Annotated in this window: 22 protein-coding genes and 3 pseudogenes; 18 read left to right on the top strand and 7 right to left on the bottom strand. The window is 57.7% G+C overall.

The window, feature by feature from the left end:
- The first annotated feature begins 4 nt into the window (after positions 1-4).
- The 5 genes and pseudogenes from nodI (at position 5) to X771_RS156460 (ending at position 6,249) form a co-directional block, all read left to right on the top strand.
- Complete coding sequence (gene nodI, locus X771_RS156480; RefSeq protein WP_023685034.1) at positions 5-916, top strand: nodulation factor ABC transporter ATP-binding protein NodI; 912 nt, start codon at positions 5-7, stop codon at positions 914-916.
- A 3-nt stretch (positions 917-919) separates the two neighbouring features.
- Positions 920-1,708: an ABC transporter permease gene (locus X771_RS156475; RefSeq protein ID WP_023687364.1), complete on the top strand. Its 789-nt coding sequence runs from the start codon at positions 920-922 to the stop codon at positions 1,706-1,708.
- Positions 1,709-1,772: 64 nt separating this feature from the next.
- A complete protein-coding gene (locus X771_RS156470; RefSeq protein ID WP_023687365.1) occupies positions 1,773-2,747 on the top strand; it encodes a LysR family transcriptional regulator in 975 nt (324 codons plus the stop codon).
- A 488-nt stretch (positions 2,748-3,235) separates the two neighbouring features.
- Positions 3,236-4,873 (top strand): type I secretion system permease/ATPase, encoded by a 1,638-nt coding sequence (locus X771_RS156465; RefSeq protein WP_156935982.1) that lies wholly within the window; start codon positions 3,236-3,238, stop codon positions 4,871-4,873.
- Positions 4,860-6,249 (top strand): annotated as a pseudogene (locus tag X771_RS156460) (HlyD family type I secretion periplasmic adaptor subunit). Before X771_RS156465 ends, X771_RS156460 begins: the two are co-directional and overlap by 14 nt.
- Before the next feature lie 277 nt (positions 6,250-6,526).
- Here the strand turns inward: X771_RS156460 and X771_RS0133615 are convergent.
- Positions 6,527-6,757, bottom strand: coding sequence for a hypothetical protein (locus X771_RS0133615; protein WP_031202508.1), 231 nt, complete (start codon positions 6,755-6,757; stop codon positions 6,527-6,529).
- 534 nt (positions 6,758-7,291) lie between these two features.
- Here X771_RS0133615 and X771_RS156450 point away from each other — a divergent pair.
- The 3 genes and pseudogenes from X771_RS156450 to X771_RS1000000168730 form a co-directional block, all read left to right on the top strand.
- Positions 7,292-7,519 (top strand): annotated as a pseudogene (locus X771_RS156450) (helix-turn-helix transcriptional regulator); the annotation flags it as partial.
- A 75-nt stretch (positions 7,520-7,594) separates the two neighbouring features.
- On the top strand, positions 7,595-7,831 hold the full coding sequence (locus X771_RS156445; protein ID WP_023687371.1) for a hypothetical protein: 237 nt from the start codon (positions 7,595-7,597) through the stop codon (positions 7,829-7,831).
- A gap of 10 nt (positions 7,832-7,841) precedes the next feature.
- Positions 7,842-8,318 (top strand): hypothetical protein, encoded by a 477-nt coding sequence (locus tag X771_RS1000000168730; protein ID WP_023687372.1) that lies wholly within the window; start codon positions 7,842-7,844, stop codon positions 8,316-8,318.
- Between the two features lie 14 nt (positions 8,319-8,332).
- Here X771_RS1000000168730 and X771_RS1000000166500 read toward each other — a convergent pair whose 3' ends face one another.
- Positions 8,333-8,701 carry a hypothetical protein gene (locus tag X771_RS1000000166500; protein WP_084566736.1) on the bottom strand — a complete coding sequence of 123 codons (369 nt, stop codon included), beginning with the start codon at positions 8,699-8,701 and terminating at the stop codon, positions 8,333-8,335.
- Positions 8,702-9,480: 779 nt separating this feature from the next.
- On the opposite strand from X771_RS1000000166500, the gene hxsD reads away from it, so the two are divergent.
- The 4 genes from hxsD to X771_RS156420 all read left to right on the top strand — a co-directional run bounded on the left by hxsD (position 9,481) and on the right by X771_RS156420 (position 13,098).
- On the top strand, positions 9,481-9,813 hold the full coding sequence (hxsD, locus tag X771_RS156435) for a His-Xaa-Ser system protein HxsD (RefSeq protein ID WP_023672253.1): 333 nt from the start codon (positions 9,481-9,483) through the stop codon (positions 9,811-9,813).
- A 31-nt stretch (positions 9,814-9,844) separates the two neighbouring features.
- Positions 9,845-11,263, top strand: coding sequence for a His-Xaa-Ser system radical SAM maturase HxsB (hxsB, locus tag X771_RS156430; protein WP_198025817.1), 1,419 nt, complete (start codon positions 9,845-9,847; stop codon positions 11,261-11,263).
- 1 nt (position 11,264) lies between these two features.
- Entirely contained in the window at positions 11,265-12,431 is a 1,167-nt protein-coding gene (gene hxsC / locus X771_RS156425) for a His-Xaa-Ser system radical SAM maturase HxsC (RefSeq protein WP_050587417.1), read from the top strand.
- Positions 12,432-12,543: 112 nt separating this feature from the next.
- On the top strand, positions 12,544-13,098 hold the full coding sequence (locus X771_RS156420) for a PH domain-containing protein (protein WP_023687376.1): 555 nt from the start codon (positions 12,544-12,546) through the stop codon (positions 13,096-13,098).
- A 661-nt stretch (positions 13,099-13,759) separates the two neighbouring features.
- Here the strand turns inward: X771_RS156420 and X771_RS1000000168000 are convergent.
- A complete protein-coding gene (locus tag X771_RS1000000168000; protein WP_031202511.1) occupies positions 13,760-13,996 on the bottom strand; it encodes a hypothetical protein in 237 nt (78 codons plus the stop codon).
- A 1,373-nt stretch (positions 13,997-15,369) separates the two neighbouring features.
- Positions 15,370-15,561: a hypothetical protein gene (locus X771_RS0133625; protein WP_031202512.1), complete on the bottom strand. Its 192-nt coding sequence runs from the start codon at positions 15,559-15,561 to the stop codon at positions 15,370-15,372.
- 479 nt (positions 15,562-16,040) lie between these two features.
- Here X771_RS0133625 and X771_RS156405 point away from each other — a divergent pair, with 479 nt between their 5' ends.
- Positions 16,041-16,226, top strand: coding sequence for a hypothetical protein (locus tag X771_RS156405; RefSeq protein WP_023687381.1), 186 nt, complete (start codon positions 16,041-16,043; stop codon positions 16,224-16,226).
- 1,059 nt (positions 16,227-17,285) lie between these two features.
- Here the strand turns inward: X771_RS156405 and X771_RS1000000166520 are convergent.
- Complete coding sequence (locus tag X771_RS1000000166520) at positions 17,286-17,516, bottom strand: DUF3072 domain-containing protein (RefSeq protein ID WP_156935977.1); 231 nt, start codon at positions 17,514-17,516, stop codon at positions 17,286-17,288.
- Between X771_RS1000000166520 and X771_RS0133635 the strand changes: the two are divergent.
- The 4 genes and pseudogenes from X771_RS0133635 to X771_RS1000000166525 all read left to right on the top strand — a co-directional run.
- A pseudogene (locus X771_RS0133635) lies at positions 17,439-18,149 on the top strand (NADP-dependent oxidoreductase); the annotation flags it as partial. The gene X771_RS1000000166520 and the pseudogene X771_RS0133635 overlap by 78 nt on opposite strands.
- Before the next feature lie 200 nt (positions 18,150-18,349).
- On the top strand, positions 18,350-18,580 hold the full coding sequence (locus X771_RS156400; protein ID WP_023687382.1) for a hypothetical protein: 231 nt from the start codon (positions 18,350-18,352) through the stop codon (positions 18,578-18,580).
- Positions 18,580-18,822 (top strand): DUF982 domain-containing protein, encoded by a 243-nt coding sequence (locus X771_RS156395; RefSeq protein ID WP_023687383.1) that lies wholly within the window; start codon positions 18,580-18,582, stop codon positions 18,820-18,822. Before X771_RS156400 ends, X771_RS156395 begins: the two co-directional genes overlap by 1 nt.
- Positions 18,823-18,976: 154 nt before the next feature.
- Entirely contained in the window at positions 18,977-19,261 is a 285-nt protein-coding gene (locus tag X771_RS1000000166525; protein WP_084566741.1) for a PilZ domain-containing protein, read from the top strand.
- 397 nt (positions 19,262-19,658) lie between these two features.
- Here X771_RS1000000166525 and X771_RS156390 read toward each other — a convergent pair whose 3' ends face one another.
- On the bottom strand, positions 19,659-20,405 hold the full coding sequence (locus tag X771_RS156390; RefSeq protein ID WP_023687384.1) for a Crp/Fnr family transcriptional regulator: 747 nt from the start codon (positions 20,403-20,405) through the stop codon (positions 19,659-19,661).
- A gap of 479 nt (positions 20,406-20,884) precedes the next feature.
- Here X771_RS156390 and X771_RS156385 point away from each other — a divergent pair, with 479 nt between their 5' ends.
- Positions 20,885-21,214 carry a hypothetical protein gene (locus X771_RS156385; RefSeq protein WP_023687386.1) on the top strand — a complete coding sequence of 110 codons (330 nt, stop codon included), beginning with the start codon at positions 20,885-20,887 and terminating at the stop codon, positions 21,212-21,214.
- Between the two features lie 539 nt (positions 21,215-21,753).
- Here X771_RS156385 and X771_RS156380 read toward each other — a convergent pair.
- A complete protein-coding gene (locus X771_RS156380; protein ID WP_198025818.1) occupies positions 21,754-22,839 on the bottom strand; it encodes a DUF3616 domain-containing protein in 1,086 nt (361 codons plus the stop codon).
- Positions 22,840-22,919: the final 80 nt, after the last annotated feature.

Here is a 22,919-nt window from a genome sequence, read left to right on the forward strand (position 1 = left end):
ACCCATGTCCATGATAGCGATCGACCTTACTGACGTAAGCAAAACTTATGACAAGCTCGTTGTCGACAGGCTGTCGTTCCGCGTTGCGGCGGGGGAATGCTTCGGGCTCTTGGGACCGAACGGCGCGGGCAAAAGCACGATTGCGCGTATGGTCCTCGGCATGACATCGCCTGATGCGGGGAAGATTACTGTGCTCGGCGCTCCAGTGCCGGCGCGCGCGCGTTTGGCACGTATGCGCATCGGCGTGGTCCCGCAGTTCGACAATCTTGATGCCGCGTTCACTGTACGCGAGAACCTGTTGGTGTTCGGGCGCTACTTCCGGATGAGCAGACGCCAGATCGATGCGGTCATACCATCGCTGCTTGAGTTCGCCCGCCTCGAGAACAAAGCGGATGCGCGCGTCGCCGAACTGTCCGGCGGCATGAAGCGGCGCCTGACGCTTGCGCGTGCGCTCATCAATGACCCGCACTTGCTGGTGATGGACGAGCCGACCACCGGCCTCGATCCGCAGGCCCGCCACCTGATCTGGGATCGGCTGCGGTCGCTGCTGGCGCGGGGCAAGACTATTCTTTTGACTACCCATTTCATGGAAGAGGCCGAGCGGCTGTGCGATCGGCTGTGCGTTATGGAGGAGGGGCGCAAGATCGCCGAAGGTCGCCCGTCCGAACTCATTGACGAGCAGATCGGCTGTGACGTGGTGGAGGTCTACGGCGGCAATCCGCATGAACTGGGTGCGCTGATCCGGCCGTACGCACAGCGCATCGAGGTGAGCGGTGAGACGCTTTTTTGCTATGCACCCGATCCGGAGCAGGTGCTGGCGCAGCTACGCGGGCGCACGGGTCTACGCCTTCTGCAGCGTCCCCCCAACCTCGAGGATGTGTTTTTGCGGTTAACCGGGCGCGAGATGGAGGACTGAACAATGGGCGAACGTTATGCGGCGGGCATGCCCGCCAATGCGTGGAATTGGGTCGCGGTTTGGCGCCGCAACTATCTTGGATGGAAGAAAATCGGGCTTGCATCGGTTCTCGGCAACCTCGCCGATCCGATGATCTATCTGTTCGGTCTCGGCTTTGGCATCGGAACAATGATAGGTCCTGTTGAGGGCACTTCGTACATTGCGTTTCTCGCGGCTGGCATGGTTGCCACGAGCGTGATGGCATCGGCGACCGCTGAAACGGTCTACGGGAGTTTCGGCCGCATGGGCGACCAGCGCACCTGGGAAGGAATGCTATGCACTCAGCTGACGCTCGGCGATATCTTACTCGGCGAATTGGCGTGGGCAGCCACGAAGGCCCTCATGGCGGGCACAGCAATCACTATTGTTGCCACCACGCTCGGCTACGCATCGTGGCCATCCATCCTCTGCTTGCTGCCAGTCATCGCTCTCAATGGCCTCGCCTTCGCGAGTCTAGCGATGGTCGTCACGGCGCTTGCGCCCAGTTATGAATATTTCATATTTTATAATACGCTTGTTATTACACCCATGCTGTTCCTTTGCGGCGCGATGTTTCCGGTCAACCAATTGCCCGGCGCTTTTCAGTATGCTGCCTCCTTATTACCGCTCGCACATGCAATCGACCTCATTCGTCCAGCGATGCTTGGCCGTCCGATTGACAAAATGGGCCTGCATATCGGCGCGCTTTGCATATACACAGTTTTGCCCTTCTTCTTTTCGATTGCTCTTTTTCGTCGAAGGCTGATGCGTTGACGCTACTCACCATTCGAATTGAATGTTTGGTCGCAACCCATTCACACGCCGCCTAGATCAAGACATGCGTTTTAAGGGACTCGATCTGAATCTCCTCGTTGTGTTGGACGCTCTGGTCAGGGAACGTAAAGTCACCGCGGCGGCCCGCAGTATTAACCTGAGCCAGCCGGCAATGAGCGCCGCCGTTGCTCGGTTACGCGCCTATTTCAGCGATGAGCTATTTACGATGAGCGGCCGCGAGCTCATTTTGACACCTCGCGCTGAGGGGCTCGCCCCAGCAGTCAGGGAGGCATTGCTGCACATCCAGCTATCGATTATTTCCTGGGACGCCTTCAACCCAGCCCAATCGGATCGTCGCTTCCGGATTATCCTTTCCGATTACATCACGCTCGTATTTTTTAAGAAGATCGTAGAACGTGCTGCGCGGGAAGCTCCCGCCGTCCGCTTTGAATGTCTCCCTATTTCCGACGACCCCGAGGAGCTTCTCCGGCGCGGCGACGTTGATTTTCTAATTATGCCGGAAGTATTCATGTCGAAACATCCTCGCGCAGCCCTGTTCGAAGATATGCTCGTGTGCGTAGGCTGCGGCACGAACAAGCAGCTGTCAGAGCCACTTACATTGGAGCGATACTTATCGATGGGGCAGGTTGTGTTCAAATTCGGGGACACCCGGCAGCTCTCCATGGAGGAATGGTATTTGCTCGAGCACGGTTTCGAGAGACGCATCGAAGTTGTCGTACACGGCTTTAGCCTGATCCCGCCCGTTGTATCAGGCACCAGCCGCATCGGGACCATGCCCTTACGGCTGGCGCAGCATTTCGCAAAAACAACACCCCTGCGGATTGTCAAACTTCCGCCGCCACTTCCTCCCGCATTCACGGAGGCCGTTCAATGGCCTGCGCTCCACAATAGTGATCCGGCAAGCCTGTGGATGCGGGAAATGATGTTGCAGGAGGGATCTCGTATGATTCCCCTGCCTAATAGCACCGGACGTCTGAGTTGTCCCCAAATTGAGAAACTGCCCCCCCCTCGACTATGAGAGGAGGCATGGATGGCGATCCCCCGCCGCCTGCGACCCCGCAACTGCTCAGCAGAAGGGCGAAGCGCACGAGAGTGCATCCATTTCGTAAATGTGTGCCTATCCAAGCAATCGATTTCTGCAACTGTCCGATGACGAATATGAACGCGCCTGAAGGTGTGGAGGCGGAAGCCTGTTCGGGCCCTTGCGGCCGACCACGATGAATCCCTTCCAAACTGTCAGCCGGACGGTGTTGTTGACCCGCTCCATTAAATGCCGGGACCAAACATATTCGGCGGGAGCACTGATCCTGAACCAGCGAGCGGATGCAGTCGGTTGCCGGTCGGGGAGCAATATAGGGAGCTGGGTCGCCAGCCTCCGGAGACTTACGTGACAACCATTCCTTAAAGGATTCAGCTTTGAGACCCTTCCCTCTGACTTCCGCGATTTGGGGCATTGTGTTGATCAGCGGCGTGGTCAACGTGCTTGCGCTCATCTCGCCGCTGTTCATGCTTCAGGTCTATGACCGCGTTCTGGCAAGTGGCAGCGTATCCACGCTAGTGGGGCTCGTCGTGCTTGCTGCGGGGCTTTATGCGTTCCAATGCCTGCTCGACATTTTGCGCGCCCGCGTGCTGCTGCGGATTGGCGAGCGTTTCGATGGACAGTTTTCCGGACGCGTTCACGATGCGATCGTTCGCCTTCCGCTTTCAACGCGCATGCCGGGCGACGGCTTGCAGCCGCTTCGCGATCTCGACAATGTTCGCGGCTTCTTAGGTGGAAACGGTCCGACAGCGTTCTTNGACGGCTTGCAGCCGCTTCGCGATCTCGACAATGTTCGCGGCTTCTTAGGTGGAAACGGTCCGACAGCGTTCTTTGATCTGCCATGGATGCTGTTTTATCTTGGCATTTGCTTCCTCCTTCATTTCTGGATCGGCATGACGGCACTTATCGGGGCGGTCGGTCTCACATCTCTGACACTCCTTGCCAACACTCTCTCGCAAGGGCCGATAAGCGATACCGTTGCCCACAACATGGCACGCAATGGCCTGCTGCAAGCAGCGCGATGTAATGCCGACTTGCGCCTGCAGGTGCAATCGGCCATTCTTACCGTCGGTGCGTACCTTGTCGTCAGGCAGGAGGCTACGGCCGGGGTCATGATTGTCAGTTCGATCATGATGGGGCGTGCGCTGGCTCCGGTCGATCTGGCCATTTCAAGCTGGAAACCCTTCCTCATTGCGCGCCAGAGTTGGGCGCGGCTGGAGGACCTCTTGGAAAGGGTTCCTGAAACCGCTCCTGTTGTGCCTATGCCTGCACCTGAACGCGAACTGCGCTTGGAAGGCGTGACAATCGTTCCGCCCGGCGAAAGCAAGCCGACCGTGACCGGCATTGCGTTTGCCATTCAGGCGGGAAGCGCACTCGGGGTCATCGGTCCATCGGGTTCGGGCAAGTCGACACTCTCGCGCGCCATCGTCGGCGCATGGACGCCGGTCGCCGGGAAGGTTCGCATTGACAGCGCAAGCCTCGAACAATGGGACCGGGAAGCACTAGGCCGTCATATCGGCTATCTACCACAAGGTGTTGAACTGTTCGACGGCACCATTGCCGAAAACATTGCTCGTTTTGAACATGATCCTGACCCTGAGGCTATGGTCGCCGCGGCGAAAGCAGCGGGCACGCACGAACTGATCCTCCGATTTGAGCACGGATACGAAACTCCGATTGGTGAGGTNGCGGCGAAAGCAGCGGGCACGCACGAACTGATCCTCCGATTTGAGCACGGATACGAAACTCCGATTGGTGAGGTCGGATCGGCACTTTCCGCCGGGCAGCGCCAGCTTATCGGTCTTGCCCGTGCCCTTTATCGAGACCCTTTCCTTGTTGTGCTGGATGAACCCAATATCCATCTCGACGCGGAAGGCGAAGCTGCAGTCGCTAAGGCGATCGCCTCCGTGCGCGAGCGCAAGGGCATTGCGGTTGTTGTCTGCCATCAGCCGAGCGTCATCCGCGCCGTGGATTTGGTGTTGGTGATGGAAGGTGGACGGCAGCGATCATTCGGTGCGCCTTCCAAAGTCCTGAAGGCCATCGAGTCTACGCAGGATAACGTGGCAGAGCGCGCTGACATGGAGGATACCGGTGTCCGGCATTGATCAGAACAATGACGTTTCAAGCTCCATTCGCCGCCACCTGGTGGCGGGCCTTCTGGCGAGCGTGATCTTTGTGGGAGGAGCCGGAGCCTGGGCGACCTTCACGAATCNGCCACCTGGTGGCGGGCCTTCTGGCGAGCGTGATCTTTGTGGGAGGAGCCGGAGCCTGGGCGACCTTCACGAATCTCTCCGGTGCGGTTGTAGCGACCGGACACTTTGTCGTCGTTTCGTATGTCAAGAAGGTGCAGCACCCGACTGGCGGGGTGGTGGGAGAAATCCTGGTGCGCGAAGGCGATAAAGTAAAAGCCGGCGACATCCTTATGCGGCTCGATGCCACCCAGACGCGCGCTAATCTCGCCATAGTCACCAAGCGGCTCGATGAGCTGGGCGCCTACCTGGCACGACTCGATGCTGAGCGTGACGATCTCGCGGAAATCGCCTTCCCGGACTGGCTACTCGCCCGAAGAGATGTTCCAGACGTAGCTTCGGCAATAGATAGCGAGACGTTGCTGTTCGAATTCCGCAGGCAATCCCGCGACGGGAAGCAGGCGCAATTGGCGGAACGCATTACTCAATATCACCACGAGATCGAAGGACTCAAGGCGCAGGAAATTGCCTGTGAAAAAATGATCGAGGTTCTCCAAAAGGAAATTGCTGTTCTAAGTGGGCTGCGCGAGCAAGGCATTGTCTCGGTCCAACGGTTGAACAGCCTGAAGATCCAGGTTGCCACTTTCGGTGGCGAACGCGGTGAGAAGATCGCAGATCAGGCACAGACGGCAGCCCGCATAGCCGAAACGCGCCTGCAGATCCCGCAGATCGATCAGGATTTCAAGACGGAAGTCGGCCAGGAGCTCAGAGAGGTTCAGGCGCAGGTCGGGGAGTATGTTGAGCGCAAGGTGGCGGTTGAACAGGAACTGCGGCGGATCGATGTCGTCGCGCCGCAGTCAGGCACCATTCAACAACTCGCAGTTCATACGGTCGGCGGAGTGATTACGCCCGCCGATCCGATCATGCTAATCGTGCCGGAAGGCGACGATCTTGCGCTTGAAGTACGAATCACCCCGAAGGACATCGACCAAATCCAGCTTGGTCACAAGGCCGTGCTGCGGATGTCAGCCTTCAATCTGAGAACCACGCCGATATTGAACGGATATGTCAGCCGGATCGCAGCCGATCTGGCGACGGATGAAAAAAACGGCATTTCGTACTACCTGGTGCGCCTGTCGGTTCCGCAGGCGGAACTGACGAAGCTCAAGGGCCTGACGCTCGTGCCCGGTATGCCGGCCGAAGCGATGGTCCAGACGGGCGAGCGTACGGCGCTTTCCTATTTCGTGAAGCCGCTGTCGGACCAAATCAGTCGGACATTCCGGGAGGAATGAAGTAACCCACCAGAATATATTGTTGGTATTTCTGTTGGTTGTCCGCAGGCCATGTGCGTGGTAAGATCTGAAAGCACAGACATTTCCTACTTGCCCCTGGGCACCACTTGTTTCTGTAATATTCAGCTCATGTTACACCATGTAGCAACTGAGTATCCTTGGTTTCCGACGGTTTTTACTGATGCGCGGCTGATGGACGCGACATGAAACGCGACATGAAAAACCCGCCACCAGCAGCAGCGGGCTGTTCGTTTCTCTTCTGCGGAATGAAAGTCAGTCAGTGCCGCGTGGCTGACATCGCCTCGAACATATCCCAAGCCGCATCTCGGTTTCGGTGCTTGCCGGGAATGGGGACCCAGCACTGCTTCGCAAAGATCCGAGCTTCTAGATCGTCGTCAGGATGCGTATCGGTGACAAGCGCCGCCCAGTCCCACTTCCGGGCTTCGCGGCGCATCACGTCGACCACAAACCAGCCGGAAGGCGGTCGATCACGTTCGGTCGTTCGCATGGCAGTTTCCTTCTGAACGAAAGATCATTGCCGTTCACTCAGCGGCCTGAAGTCAACGCCGACAGTCTGCAAGACGAGCAGCGCACGCGTGGCTGGCGAGGGCACCGTTTCCCATGTCGGGCTATAACTCTCGGTCATCGTAGCGGGAAATGGTAATGCGCCGCAAGAGTGTTGCAGGGCACGAGGGCTGTTTGGCGGTAGGGGTTGCGCTCGCCAGGGTAGATGTCGCGCATAAGCAGCAGACGTTCGAAGAACAGCCACTCACTGTAGGCTTGCAGCAGTTCCTCCTGGGAGGGCAGAGGCGCCGGTTGCGGCGGGACATGCGCCGCGGCCGCGCCTCTTATGCCCGGAATAGAGGCGATGGCACCGAGCAGGGCGCGGGAAAATCTTCTAAGGGAAGGCAGCGGCCATAGCTTCGCCGGCCTCCAGAAGAGGGGTGTTAGGCATTTGGGTCTGCATTTGCGATAACGTTGCACTAATGGTATAAGGCTGCACGTATCGTACAGTCGCACTTTAATGTAAGGTTTAACTAAAATGACAATTTCGCCATCTCAATGCCGGGCAGCCCGGGCGCTTGTTGGATGGTCGCAGGATCAGCTGGCAGCGGCCTCCCAGGTGGCCAAGACGACCATTGCCAATTTCGAAGCTGGCAAGCGGACGCCATACGACCGCACGTTGGTCGACCTGCAGGCCGCTCTGGAGGCTGCCGGGGTTGAGCTCATTCCGCAGAATGGAGGAGGCGCCGGCGTGAGGCTCGCAAAGCCGTAGCCGGGCCGGCGCTTGCGTTCGCGCTCAACCGGCGCGAAGCTGCCTTTTGAGGAACGGGAGGGCATACGTATGGCAATCAGCTATCGGGCGACGACAACGATCCGGCTCAACACGGATGGCATATGGGGTGCTTGGATGTTGATCGTGTCTCCGCTGGTGCAGGCGATTAGCTGGTACTACTATTTTGCGAAGCCGGACTATGGATGGCTCGGCCTTATTGCCCTCACCAGCGTGACAGTGCCCTGCGGCTTCGTGCTGCTACTGATCGGCCGCGACTATGACAGTATCGTCGGCGAGACGAACTGACGCCTCGCCGATGGATCGGCGCGATGCCCAAGGACAATACGTCTGGCATGCAGCGGGGGGAGGAAGACCTAGGCTGGCGCGTCCCGATGGGCTTTGCCGCGTCGCTCTGGCTGCATTCCTGCTTGGAAGGCATTGGCCCGACTACTCGACGATCTGCCGAGATGGCCAAGGCGGCGCCATTTGCGCCCGAGAATGGATCGGCGCGGATGTGGCCTGGATCGGCCAGCTGAGCACGGAGGGGCGTTGGATCGTCATCTCTGGCGATCGACGCATTACCCGGAACAAGGTCGAATATGCTGCATTTCGAAGCTCTCGGCTCGTCGGGTTTTTTCTTTCGAAGGGCCTCTACAAGGCTCCGGTCGTCAAGCAAATGGAGCGGCTACTCGCCCTTTGGTGCCCGATCGAAAAGCAATCGGAAATTGTCGCGGGCGGCGCGATGTTCGAACTTCCAATAAAGAGCACGCGCATCGAGCAACTGAAGGTGTAGTCTAAAGGCAATCGCTACACTTTCGCTTTCCGCCAGCCCGCCCACCACGCTTCCCATTGTGAGCAGAACCAGCGCTCTCCTCGAGCTGGGTTGACGCGCGTAGCAGAGTAATATTCCTGCCCCGGCATATGGTAGATATGCTCGCCGCGCTCGTTAATGTTGCCCTTGATATCGCAGCCCGCCTCGCGGACAGCCGCGTTGCTGGCCGACGAATCGCCGCCATGGTGAACGCGCGGCAGCTCGTGCCGATCGTCGCCGACTGCAAGATAGCCCGCGGAAGTCGCCCCGAGCATCACCAGAACGGCGGCGAGACGATAGCGGAAAAGCGAGCGCCACCAAGGCCGTCGCCTCTCCAACCTCCTGGCATGAACAGAATTGCCCATGATCCCTTCCCCGAGGCGAGAATGCATCGTCTGAAGCCCGGAGTCCAGTATCAGGCCGCAGCGCTGTAGCCCGCTTCCTTGATGCGGCGCCCGAGACGCTACAGGCGCGAGACATGGTCGGCATGACCGCTTCCCTCCTGATGGTGGCGCTTGGCGCCTGGCCCTATCGCTCCCGTGAGAGTAGGCCAGGAGGTCAGGAAGCGTGGCATGTAGGACTATGGTCCGCGTTGCGGCGAACCCCACCAAGCGGAGATCGCCAATGGCCCAGAACCAAACCTTCCGAACAGCTTTCTCGGGCTGAAATCCGAGCGCTTTCTGGCGGCAGCCGAAGCGGCTGCAAAAGAGCATCGTCGGGCCGCTTCTGCGATCGATTGCGCTCAGAAGACGGAAACCCGTCAACTCCACAATACAAGTATTTGGCCCGGAACATTAGTGGTCCCTTAAGCACTTCTCCACAATCGGTACTTGTCCGGCTTGGCGCGTTTTGCTAATGAGTCCGTACAAACGGGGGTTTGGATAATGTCGAAACGCAATTTCCTGTCACCAATGGCCTTGTCGGCCACGATGATTCTCGGCGGCCAAGTTCAGGCTGCAGTCCTTGTCGAATCGGCAAATCAGCCTTCGACCAAGCTCGCTGAAGCTGGCACTGTCCCGGCGGACCTCGGCTACGGTGAGGTGCTAGACCGCTCAAATGGTACGGACGTTATCATGGCGTACCACACCAGCCATTCGAGCCATGCTAGTCACGGGTCTCACTGCTCTGGCTACAGCTATTGTTGATGGCGGACACCCCTCGCGAGAGCGAGCTCGTCCAGACTGCCCAAGTCAAGTTTGATCTGTCAGTCTTCAGCCTCGACTGTGTAAAGCGCGCAGCGTATCGGGTAACCGGCAACGCTGCGGTTGAGATCACGATCGAGGGCGGCTTCGCAGTATGCACGATCAACTTCAGCAAGGCGGCCGCGCGAACTTCGGCCGACGCAGCGGTAGAAAGACTGCGGCTAGAGGTCTTGGATCAGGACCTGCGTAGCAGCATCGCCGCCGAAACCGCCACTGTTAGAAACGCGATACTGGCGCTTGCGTTTTCCAGATCGGGCCTGCAGTCCGATGACTAAGTTTGCTCCGGCAACTGAGTTCCAACGACCGTTGGACGACACTTATCAGCTCGCGTACTTCCGTTTTTCCCAGTTGGACGACGAGCGGTATGTGCTGACCAACCAAGCGGGCGAATATCTGGTATTGCCGCGCGCCGTGCTGGCTTCGTTCATCAGGCACGAGCTTCCCAGCACACACCCCGCCTACTCCCGCCTGCGCAGCAGGCAGTTCCTCTTTGATGCATCCTCCAATATCGGCAAGGAGCTGCTGGCGCTGAAGGTTCGGACCAAGGCAAGAAGGCTTGAGAACTTCACCTCCCTTCACATCATGGTCGTGTCTTTGCGGTGCGAGCACTCCTGCCCCTACTGTCAGGTATCTCGCCAAAGCGAAGATCGTTCAGCCTTCGATATGTCAGAGGAGACTGCCGAGAAGGCGTTGGCGCTCATTTTCCAGTCTCCAAGTCCGGCTATCAAGATCGAGTTCCAAGGCGGCGAGCCGCTTCTGAATTTCCCGTTGATCCAACACGTCGTGCATCGGGCTGAAGCGATCAACAAGGTCGCCGGGCGGTCGCTGCAATTCGTCATCACGACGAATCTCGCCGTCATCACCGACGAAATCTTGGAATTCTGTCGCGAGCACAGGATTCTAATTTCAACGTCGCTCGACGGACAGGCCACTCTTCACAATGCGAATCGACCGCGCCCGGGAAAGAACAGCTACGAATTGGCTGTGGCAGGTATCCACAAGGCCAGACTGGCTCTCGGCCATGAACGCGTCAGCGCACTTATGACAACGACCAAAGCCAGTCTTCCACTGGCGCGCGAGATCATTGACGAATACGTGCGGCTAGATTTCCCCGGAATATTCCTTCGGCCGCTTTCCCCTTACGGCTTCGCGGTCAAGACGAAATCCTACGCAGCCTATGACGTGGACCGCTGGCTCGATTTCTACTTCGACGGGCTGAATTACATCCTGGAACTGAACCGTAACGGCATTCCTTTCAAGGAGTTTTACGCGGCCACCATCCTTACAAAGATGCTCACGCCTTTCGAGCCAGGATATGTGGATCTTATGAGCCCGGCAGGCATCGGTATCTCCGCCGTTGTCTATAACTATGACGCCAGCGTCTACGCGTCCGACGAAGCACGAATGTTGGCCGAAATGGGCGACAAGACATTTCTGCTCGGGAATGTCCACGAAAACACCTATGGCGAGATTTTCGGGTCCGACGCTCTCCTCGATCCTATCGAGCAATCTTTTGCAGGCTCCGTACCGATGTGCGCCGACTGCGCTTACGAGCCGTTCTGTGGCTCCGATCCAGTATTCCATACCGCAACGCAGGGCGACTTTGTTGGCCTCAAAACGCGGTCGGGATTCTGCAATCGCAATATGTCGATCTTCAAGAGGCTGATCGACCTTATGGAGAGGGACGTTACCGCCCGAGAACTCTTTCTAAGTTGGGCGAATTAGGATGTTGCGACTGAGTGGCTTCGCTGCGTCAGCAAGCGTCGGTGATTTCTCACAGCGAGTGGCACTTAGGCTCGTGACGGGCCAAGCTGACCAAGCGCCTAACCGAGAACATGATGCGTATCTTTTCAAGGGGCAGACGTTTCATCCTGAATGCCAGTGGGTTGTCACCTTTGAGGAGCATCGGCCGGAAGCTGAGCGACTGTTTTCAGACCGACGACTAGTCGTTCTGCCCCACGAGTTCGACCACCTTAGCGAAGGAGACGTCATCCGCTTTGTGCCGGATCGGAAGGCAGTGCGTGTCCTGTTCAGAAAGGATGCCAACGCGAACTATTTCCTCGTAACGGAGCGGTGCAACCACCTGTGTTTGATGTGCTCCCAGCCACCCAAAGACGTTGATGATCGCTGGTTGGCGAGGGAGATTTTGGATGTGCTGCCCCTGCTGCCCGTAACGACCCCGTTTCTCGGGATCACTGGCGGTGAGCCAACGCTGGTGGGTGAGGACTTTTTTGACATTTTGTCATCAGCTCGTGACCACCTTCCGTCTACGCCGGTTCATATTCTTTCCAATGGCCGGACATTCAAGGATCGGCAATTCGCAGAGCGCTATCAAGGGATTGGACATCCTAGTCTTTCGGTCGGCATACCGATCTATTCCGCCGACCCGGAAGTTCACGACTACGTGGTTCAGTCCAAAGGCGCCTTCGATGAGACCGTCCGCGGGATCATGAACCTGAAGGCCGTCGGGGCTGAGGTTGAGATACGAGTTGTCGTTCACAAGCAGACCTATGAAGGTCTCGTCGACCTGTCAGATTTCATTTTTAGAAACCTCACCTTCGTAGACCACGTGACGTTTATGGGACTGGAGATCACTGGCTTCACAAGGGCAAATATGGATAAGCTCTGGATGGACCCGTACGACTATCGAAGTGAGTTGCGGGCGGCTGTGCAATATCTGGCTGCGGCTAGGATCAATGTTTCAGTCTACAATCACCAGCTCTGTCTTCTTGATGGCTCTATCCACAAGTATGCAAAGCGATCGATTAGTGACTGGAAAAATGCGTACATGAACGAGTGCACAAGCTGCTCCAAGCGCGCCGAATGTGGTGGCTTCTTTTCATCTAGCCACCTTGCACGAAGCTCCCATATCTCGGCGTTTCAAACAAAATAGAACATCAGATTGGTTGACAATTACCAAAGCCGTTCGCCCGGTGGGATAACCTAGCCTAAATCTTAGAAATACAATCTGTGCGCTGCTGACTCGGATAGCGATTGGAGAGAATATGACCTTCGATTTTAAAAATGCGTCCAAGGCGGAGCTTCGAATTGAGTATAAACGTATCGCCGATGAAATCGGCGACGATCAATTTTTTACAAAGAAAGAGCTAAATCACCTTCCGGAGATTCTTTCAGACGGTGAGCAGGTATTGGCATTCACTTCTGGGCTCATGGACGGCGACACGTGGCTCATCACCCTGACAGACCGACGTATCATCTTTCTCGACAAAGGAATGATCTACGGCCTGAAGCAGGCCAGCATAGGCCTTGACAAGGTAAATGCTGTTAGCGGCAAAACGGGGCTCATCTTTGGTTCGATCACCATCGAAGACGGAGCTTCGCAGCGGCACATCAGCAACGTTTGGAAGAAGACTGTTGTCAAATTCGTCAATAAGGTTAGGGATGCACTGGAGCAGAGAAGGCAGCCAGATCCAGTCTACAATCAACCGCAGGGTACCGACGTGGTGTCAATGCTTGAGCGTCTCGGCGCTTTGAAGGCGAACGGAATCATCACAGATCAAGAATTCGAACAGCAAAAAAGAAAAATACTGGCGGGATAATGGAATTTATAGGGGTCGTTGTCGGGATTATACTCTTCGTCTCTATTTATTTTTGCGTCGGCATTACCCTGCGCTTCATTTGGGAGTGGTGGATACTCGTTATGTCGACCCCATCGCTTTTTGCGGCAGCTCTGCTGTACGGGTGGATTGGTGCACTTGTATCCATAAGCCTTTGGGCCTGGACGCTTACCTTGAATAACTCATGGCACTCGAGTGCGGTATATTTCAGAGGCGCAGATTGGCTTGATAGGCGGTTTAATTTCAAGGATACCTAGCCGCTGCGGTTCCTTGCGCCCAGAGCCGTTATGACTGTTGGCGGGGCTTTAGTTTTTTTGTCGAGGAAATTCAATGAAAGTAAACGTCATCGGATTGACGGCAGCATTTCTACTCGGCTGCACCGCTTCCGCATACGCTGATTGCTTGGGTGAAAGCGACTACAGGGTCTGCACAGATTCCTATTCCGGTACGAATGGGGATCAACATGTGAGATCGTACGATACCGAAGGGAATAACTATTCGATTGACACCGAAACTCTTCGCTTACCGAACGGAGGCCAAGAGGTCACCAGTAGCGATAGCGAAGGAAACTCCTACTCCATTCGCTCCTGGACAGACAGAACCGGAACTCATTCCGTGGACACTGAAGGCAACGAATGCACCATCACGCCATCAGGTACGATGATTGGATGCGGGGAATAGGTGCGATGCGATGAAGAAGTTCGGCGTCTTTGGCTGCACTGGTTGCGTAGCCGCCATTATCATAGCGTGGCTGCTCGGTGTGCGCATATTGGTAGTTCAACCGATCGGAGCCATTCCTGAGGGTGTAACTGCCATAGTATATGGGGTTCCAGATCTGCATCTCGTTGACAGTCCGGATGCCATCTGCCAACGAACCCAAGGGGGCGTCAGTCTCCTATGTAGAGGAATGACAGCTGCGGCAATTGCCAACCACGGCAAGATCCTTGCTCGGCTACCCTACAGCGAGATGCTTTTTCGTCTTAGCGGCGCTCCCGTTCTTGACCGGTAAGCCGGACGGCTTTCGATTTGCGCATATGTTGTTGTTGCACATCAGGGTATACCTGGAAGTGACACCAAAGCGTCGGGTTCAGCAGGGTTGCGCTGGGCAGCCCGGTCAGCGTCCGACACTTGCGGACGCTCCGTTATAAGACATTCCCTCTTCCTCTCGGGGGCGCGCGCGCCACTGTTCGACCCGCTCGTCGACCCATCCTACGGATGGAGGCCAGGACTTCGACTTGCTGGCCGTTTATGGACCGGCCGCTGGGTTGCTTTTCGGCATCGGCACACCAAGAAGCTTTGGACGCCTACGAGGTAGTGGCAGCTCGCTGAAGCGCCTAGCTCGCCTAATCACTTCGGATAAGATCGTCGTAAAGCGAGAGATATACGAAGCTCCGCCAAACGGGGGGTGCGGCTCGCAGCAGCAACAAATTTGCATCAGGCTTCACGGAAGCTCTTGAAAAGATTGCCGGGCGCAAAGACCATACCCCGCCGTGGGACATGGCCGGTGCAGTTGGGGGGTGCTTGTGAGGCCCCACTCTGCCTAAGATATAGGCATATTAGCAAACGAGCAAATTATCTCGCAATGCCACCTTGAAGGCTCAACCGCGAAGCCAACTTAATTCCGAGAGAGCGGACGGAACTGGTGAGCGCTTTGTCGAACCCCGGAAGCAGTGAGCATCTTTGGGCTTCGGACCTTGCCGACCTGCGCAAGGAGTTTGGAAAGTTTCGTCAAGAGCGCGGGACAACGCCCCTTGAGTGGGACGAGCACACCAAGCTGTTCCTTGAAGAACGACGGGAACGCCGCCGGGAACCGGATTTGTCCGAGCCGTTGGGGAATGGCTAGGCTAGCGTCGCGATCATCATTCACCTTCCGACGTGGGGGTCTTGTTGTCAGCCCTTCGAACGCATGCACACACCCCCCCGGAACTTTTGCCGGGTCGCCGTGTTCGTTGGTGATGACGAAAATTGTTGACCTTGGACCGCCTAAGCCCGGCAAGCCACATGACGCTGACTGGCCGGAGCATTTCCATGCGTGCCCCATCTGCGGCCAGCAGGTCGACCGACACGACTTCCGGCAGGTGATGTGACACGAGCAGCCCGATCACGAGCCGCTCGATCTCAACCAATAAAAAGCCTGCCGCCCTTCCGGCCGCGCGGGCGGACGACAGAGACGTCACACCGCAAGCCTCACCAGCAATGGAACAATCGGCCATCACCGTCGCGGCCCTGAGGGTACCCAGCCGCAGGAGGGTCCTAAAGCCGCACAACCTTGTCGAGATGCAGGCGTATCCGCTGGCCTTCCGCGAAGGCCAGTGCGAACGATTCCAGGGCGAATGAGCGTGAAATTTCCTGGTCAGTTTCAATGACGCGGACGACCCATTCGCCACTGGCTCCGACCACTTCCACGCAAGGCGCGGCCTTGCAGATTGGCACCACGTTGCCCATCACGTCCTCCCTACGAAAAGCAATGGCGAGTCGACTTAAAACCGTCGTAGCCGGTAGATCTATAACAAATTGCTTGTTCGGATCGGACGAACCAACCTGGATGGGCAATACGACCGGGGGCTAATGCCACTTCGGTCAGGCGAACCCTCCGGGGAACCTCCCGTGAGATAGCCTCTGCTTCAGGTCGTTGGCATTCAGGATGGCGGCCAGCTCTTCGGCATACTCCATGTCGGGAAGGTCGACAGATGGGTGGCCCGCTACAATAGCCGGCAGCCCGGTGNGCCAGCTCTTCGGCATACTCCATGTCGGGAAGGTCGACAGATGGGTGGCCCGCTACAATAGCCGGCAGCCCGGTGAACACGTCGAATACCGTCCACGTCCCATCCGGTTCCTGCCTTTCGTCGTACCGCAGAGTTGCCATGAGGGGATCATATAGTCACCCTTAGGTGTTGGGAATATTTGGTCCACGGAGGCTCGCGATGCGGAGCGCTGAGTTCGCCGCTTTGAAGATTGCCAATCTCGTCGACAGAGATCAGGCCGCTCAATCTGCGATCGAACTTTATGGGATGGAAGCACCGACCGCCGTGGCGCACTGCGCTTTGGAGGCGCATTTCGACGGTCGACCAGATGACTACCGCTTTTGGTGCGATGTCTTTCCCAACTGAGAAAACCAAACTGACGGAACTTTGCCGCAGCATCTTGTTCGGTCGCGCATGGCTAGAATAGCCGACCTTGGACCGCCTATCCCCGGCAAGCCACACCAACCGCAGGACGGTGACTATCGATTTCACGCATGCCCGATCTGCGGTCAGCAGGTCGACAAACGCGATTTCCGCCAGGTGATGTGGCACGAGCAACCAGATCACGATCCGCTTGAACTGGATCAGTGAGGCAGGAACAACTTGGCAGCCTTCAGGGCCACGTCACACTAGGAAGGAAAGGCCGGACCCTTTGCCGCCGGCCGGTGAACCTTGTGGTTCCAAATTCGTCCTCGACCTTCGCAGTGGCTGCATCGCCCGTAATGTCGAGCGATGCGACTGCCCAGTTGGGGCTGGTGTTCGGCGGCAAGGCCGCACTCATCACCTCGCCGACATAGGCATCGACACTCAGCCATGGAGCTCGAAGAGATCGCGGCTATCTACCCGTTCTATCAGCAAACCGGGTATGGGCGGAAAGTGGGCGTAGGCCGACCATGTGGTTGTCGACGCCGAGATGCGCAGTGCTGGTATCGGCGCCAAACTGATGGGGCGGATCGAGAAGGAAGCAGCGCGTTTCGGCTGCGACATCACCCGCATCTCGATACGAGCGCACACACAAATTCTACAGCCTAAACGGTTAGGCCGATGATGCGCTCGTTCTGGTCAGCCACTGAGTGCGTGGGCCGAGGCAGAGTTCCCACAATATGCTGCGCACAAAGTAGCGACAGAGCGGGCCTAGAAGCGACATAGCGCCGGGTGTGAACGCGAACGCAGCCGGCGCCCGAATGCGTTCAGCGAGCGCCGTCGCGTCCACCTTGCCTTTCTTTGACGGCCCTGTGTTCAGCTTCCCACGGCAACGCGTGGAAGTCGGGCTGGTGCCCCGCTTCACGGTAGCCAGCCTGAGTGAGTAACTTGCTTTGTCCCGCTCCACAACGCAAACAAACGGCGGATTCCCCAAGCACCTATAAACGCCTACAGCTTTTTCCATGCGACAGGTGTGCTGCGGGTGCTCGAAGATGTCGTCCTTCATTGCGATGACAGAACAGGGAGCGAGGACAACTCTTTTTTTGATTGCAGAGAGAGTCTGGGCGGGCTTCTTAGCGCGTCGATTCGCTTCGAGGCCTCGGCTTTGCTTAGATCTTCGGCGTAGCTTCTGTCGTCGCCCGCCTGCTCACATCTGGTGTGGTCACTGCGCTCGGCTACGGCACCACGGGGCTTTCTATAGGTCAGCGGGTGTTCGGCCTCGCGGACTGGCATCGCGACGGCACCCTCGCCGAGTATGTTGCCATGGAGGCCCGTAACCTCGCGCCGCTGCCCGGCGATGTCGACTTTACGGTGGGCGCTAGCCTGCCGATCTCCGGCCTAACTGCATGGCAGGGGCTGTTCCAGCATGGCCGCATCAAGGCCGGGCAGAGCGTTCTCGCGCATGGCGCTGCCGGTGCCGTCGGTTCGATGGTGGCGCAGCTTGCCAGGGAGGCTGGAGCCTATGTGATCGGCACCGGGCGGGCCGCCGACCGCCAGAAAGCGCTCGACTTCGGTGCAAATGAATTCCTCGACCTCGCAAAAGACACGCTTGAAGATGTAGGCGGCGTCGATCTGGTGTTCGATGTCATCGGCGGCGATTTCCAGAAGCGATCCGCAACGCTCGTCCGGGCCGGAGGTATCCTTGTCACAGTCGTTGGACCAACGGACATTCGACCTGCCGATGGCCTGACCGTTGACTTCGTCGTCGAGGCTGATCGCCCCCAGCTTTCTGAGATAGTGCAGCGGATCCGCGATGGACGACTGCGGACGAACATTGGCAAGGTTTCGAGCTTGGATGATGCCATCGGCACCTTCAACTCAACGGACCGACGTGCAGGAAAGACGGTTATCCGCGTTCGTCCGTGAGAATTTGGGGAGGCGGGTCCTCTCTCCTTATGGCCGCGTCGGCAGCTGACACGGTGAGGTGCAAATCAGCGCCTTCGAGGGATTTAGCCATCGTAGGGCGGTGTTTGCGGGAACCTGCTTTGTACGTTTCCGACTCTTGCCTTTTTCGGAAAGTGACCCACAGAATAGCTGATGAGGTTCTATCTCTCTGGGAGGATGGGATGGACATTCAAGCACCTGTTCGGCCTACGCAGCAAACGGCCAAGGAGCTGGTCCGCGAGGTCCTGTTGGGCTCTCAACCCGGCGACATTATTTCCGTCAAAGCGACCATTGTAGCGGTCCGTGAGCGCGGCGGCGATCTTCTCGAAACTGACTGCCAGTTAGTCGAAATGATCGTCAAATCAGCCTCCGTTTGCGGACTGTTCATCGCCTTTGACGTTCGAGAGGCGTGATGCCCCACCGTTGGTTCAACCCTCCAGTTTATGTGAAGACTGAGCGCCCGGGGCTTCTCCTTGGTGTCAACCGGGTTGATGCCGCCGCCGAGGAGCTCCTAAAGTGGTCCAATCGTGGCCCCAAGTGGCGGCTGGCGGCCGAGGCTTGCCTATCTGCGATGGATGGCAAAATGCCGGGTAATGACTTCCGGCTGCTGTTCGAAGCCGCGGCTGATGAAGAGGAGATGCTGCTGCCGGATTAACAACGCTATACGACGAGACCATTCGGGTCTGTTCGCGTTGCGAATTCACCGGCAACGGGCATCTATGCCGTCCGGCTACCGAGCGACGCCCCAGATGGACAGTTGTTCGCCGGTGGGCGTACCATAGGGCCGGGGGGTGACCGATGGAGGTCACATGGTTGATGAAGAGCATCGCCGCGAACGGAGGCAGCGGGTGCTTAAAGGCGCCTCAATCATCAGCGGAATTACAAACTCCGAGATCAGTTGCACCATTCGGAACCAAAACAGTGGCGGAGCTGAGCTCAAAGTCCCGGTGGAATCGCGTGTCCCTGAGCGGTTCGTGCTTTACGTGCCGACCGACGGCGTTGCCTACCAAGCAGTCCTGCGGTGGCGCAGGAACGACCGAATTGGGGTTCAATTTACAGGAACGTTGCCAAAGCCGCGTCTCCACTATGGCTAAAGCGGATGCCCGGGATGCACAGACTCGGGAATTTGGACTCCGGCGCTCCACACGTGTTCCATGGCAGTCATACTTTAGAGGTTACCCCCCGGCGAACCTTCGCTTCAGGTCGACATGGTCAGAAGGCTGAAGATCACGGGAATATTCCTCGTCCAGATAGTTAGCCAGACGCCCACGCGCTGCGGGGGTACCCAGTGAAGACATCAAACACCGTCCCGCTTTCGGCGGGTTCCTTCCTCAGGTCGTAGCTTTGGGAAGCCATGCCGTCACTAGGTAAGTCTGCGGTCCAGTTCTCAAGCAGTGATCGACATTCCTGTTGGAATGCGGGTTCTACAGCAGATTCGGTTTCAAGGATCGCGAGGGGTTGGCTCAATGCATCATGAGCGACCCAGCATTCTCAGAAACCGGCACCCGTCTGCGCAGCCTTATCGTGCAGATAGGTAGAGTCAAAATCTGCGGCGCGAACGAGCCCTGCCCAGTCGGGCGCATGAAAACGCGAGCCAAGGGTAGATATCAGACCGTCGCGTCGAAGGTCCTGAAGCACTCGGTTCACGTGCACGGAGGAGAGGCCTAGTGCGTCGCCAAGTGCAGCCTGCGTTATCGGGAGATAGGCCACATGATCTTCAATGCGACCGACCGAGCGAAGGCGGACAATAAGTTCGCAAAGAATGTGAGCCATACGCGAGTAGGCGTCGCGCCTTCCGACGTTGGTGACCCACTCTCGATAGATCGCCGCATCGATCACAGTGGAGCGCCAAAACACTCTCGTTATCGAAGAGTGCTGGTCGCAAATGGCGCGAAGATCGTCGTGCCGCATGAAGCCCACTCGAGAGGGCATCAGAGGGGTGAACGTGCAATCCATGACCGACAAATGCAAACCATGCAGGTCGGGAATGTCGCCCGGAACAAAAAAGGAGGATATCTGACGCTTGCCCTCCCCGGTTAGTTTGGTCGACCCTATCAAGCCGTCAAGAACGACGAAGGAAAGGCTCGGCTTATCGCCCTCGCGCAGAATGTCTTCGTTGGCCTGATATCTCTTCTCCTGAATCGAGATGTTCCCCAAGGTCGCAATGTCTGATTCTGCGAGTTCCGAGATGGCTTGGAGCTTGCGGATCAACATTTTGAAGGAAGGATCATGTGCCATCAAGAACCTGTTCGTGTTTGCTCTCAACTTTTAGTTGGCGCTAATGTTCCCGCTGCCTAGGGAGACGAAGGCCAATGGTCAGTGCGTCGATGATGCGGGCAAAGTTCAGCTGTCCTCAATCCTTTTCGCCTGCCGCACCCTGTTCGAAACGGCTGGATCACAACCTGCTTTCCACCGGATTAACGAGTGCTATTGCGCGCCAGGAACCTTAAGAGTTCGCAGCCGTTCAACTGTTGGGGCGCACGAAGCAGGCTTTCAATGTCATCGGGTTCCGTGCTGTTCGTGGAGACGTCGAGAACTCTCCGGGAGGCCGGGTTCGAGGTGGTCGCCGGCTTAAGGGGCCTTGAAGCGATTGGGACTTTCGGTCGTGAGCCGGAGCGAGTTGTGGCTCTCCTGACAGATATCAGACTTGGGGACGGCCCAAGCGGGTGGGATGTGGCCCGGCACCCCCGAGGCGCCGATCCTACTATGCCAGTTATATGACAGCGTTGGTCGATGCCATGGCCTGCTACGCAATTGACCGACATCAAATCGACATCCTGTCTCTCGGCTGCGTTGAATTGGAGTTCGCCTTCACCAAGGGCCAAATCGCCAAGGGCGGTATCAGGCACTGGCGCGAGATCATTTCTGCCGCCATGCGCCTGCAAAGCCAGAATGCACTGGGCCAAGCTGGGCTGCTGGTAGGACGAGACCGTCTACTACGCGTCGACGGAGCACCTATGAAGTCTAATCCAATCGACCTCGACGACTACACCCGGTCCGCCGCAGAGTTACCTGTTTATTGCTGCCTCACTGGTCAAGCAACATGAGGAACGGCTGGCGGCGCTTTTCGCTGCGCCGCGTCCACCCTACAAAGCGGTGTATGGGCCAAGGTCTCAGGACCCGTAAATAGCCACCTGTTCTTCGCACGATGTCGGCTTTCAGAAACCGCCTAAAGCGATCCCGATATTGGGCGCAATGGCCATCCGTTCTGATTAAGTCGTCTTGGCCAGCCGTGGTCTTCACTCGACCCCGCATGATGAGGTATGACCAAGAAGGATGTATACTCAACCGGAAGAGACAAGGTGCAGGTGCAAGGCATTGAGAGAAATAGCAGGAACCGAACCAATCCACAGGAATATTTTGTTGGTATTTATGTTGGTAGCAGATGCGGAAACATTCCCCTAAGTATCTGAAAGCAAAACGGGATTTTCTTCACTTGAATTCCGCCTCTGGGCACCATCACCCTAGGGTCCATTCCGGACACATAGCTGAGCAATGCCTCCGCGCTGCACATCGCGGTGTCAGCGCCGCCAGTGAGTTGAACTCCGCCTGCAGCCATCCGAAACGCCGCGCCGATTAGCGCCGGTTATTTCAGTCCGAACTCGACCGGCGTCGGCTGACCGCCGGCCGGCCCATCGAACAGCAGAAGCGCGCGCAGCCTGCCATCGGTCTCGCCGAGCGGCAGCAGCGCTTCCGGCTTGATCTCGGCGCCATAGCCTTCGAGATCGAGAAGCTTATCGGCCTGATCGCCATCGGAGAACACTGAGTAGTCGCCGAGCTTGATGGGCTGGCCTTCGGGCGGGTCGTTGACGGGACCGGCGAGCACGAGCAGCTTTCCCTGATAGGCGAGAAGATCGCGCACGCCGCGCGCATGTCCCTCGCCGTCGACTCCGAGTTCCAGCTTCAGCAGGGTCGCGCCGCCCGGCCCGTGATCGAACAGCATGCCGAGCGGCACCGACAGGATGACGGCCCGGTTGCCCTCCAGAACCGGCCCGCGCAGCCCCGCCAAAAGGGCGCCGTCGCGCACCGCCACGCCCTCTATGGTGAGGCCGTTTTCCTCAAGCGGGCTTTGGGCGAAGGGCGCGAGCTCGGGCTGGGCGCGCACGATTGCCGGCAGTTCCGTCGATCGCCTCTTTTCCGGCTCGGCCATGAGCTTGCCGGTCGTCATATCGATCGAATCGGGCGCAAAGCGAATGCGGAAAATCTCACTGCTCGCCATGACCCTCGCCTCGACCTCGGCGGCGGCGTCGACGCCGGATTCATGGCGCGGCCGGCCATGTGAACCTATGACATAGAAGGCTCCGCCGGCGAAGGCCACGCCCTCGGCGTCCAGTTCGAGAGGCTTGCCGACGAAACTGTCGTCGATCAGCCGCACGAAATCCCCGGCGATCAGCTTACCGTCCTGCAGGATGATGATCTGTGCCCCTTGCGTCTCGTCATCGGCAATGAGGCAAAGCCGCGGGAAGCCACTTTCCGTCGCGCAGGCAATGCCGCTCACATCCTTGGAATTCTTGCTCTCCGATCCCTCGAGATTCTTCGGCTTGCCTGTCAGCTTGCCCTGGATCGTCCAAGGTTGCGGAGCCTGCGCAAGCGCCGCTCCGCTCCAGCCAACCGCCAGGCACGCAGCCACAAGCGAGGCGCTTAGTTTGCGAGAGTCAATCGACCATGTCATGGCGCTCAATCCATCCGCCGGCCCGTCAAGAACATGCCAAACGCGCGATGCGGCACAGCCGTCGGGAACGGGTGGAGCAG

The organism is Mesorhizobium sp. LSJC269B00 (assembly GCF_000502815.1).
GTDB lineage: Bacteria > Pseudomonadota > Alphaproteobacteria > Rhizobiales > Rhizobiaceae > Mesorhizobium.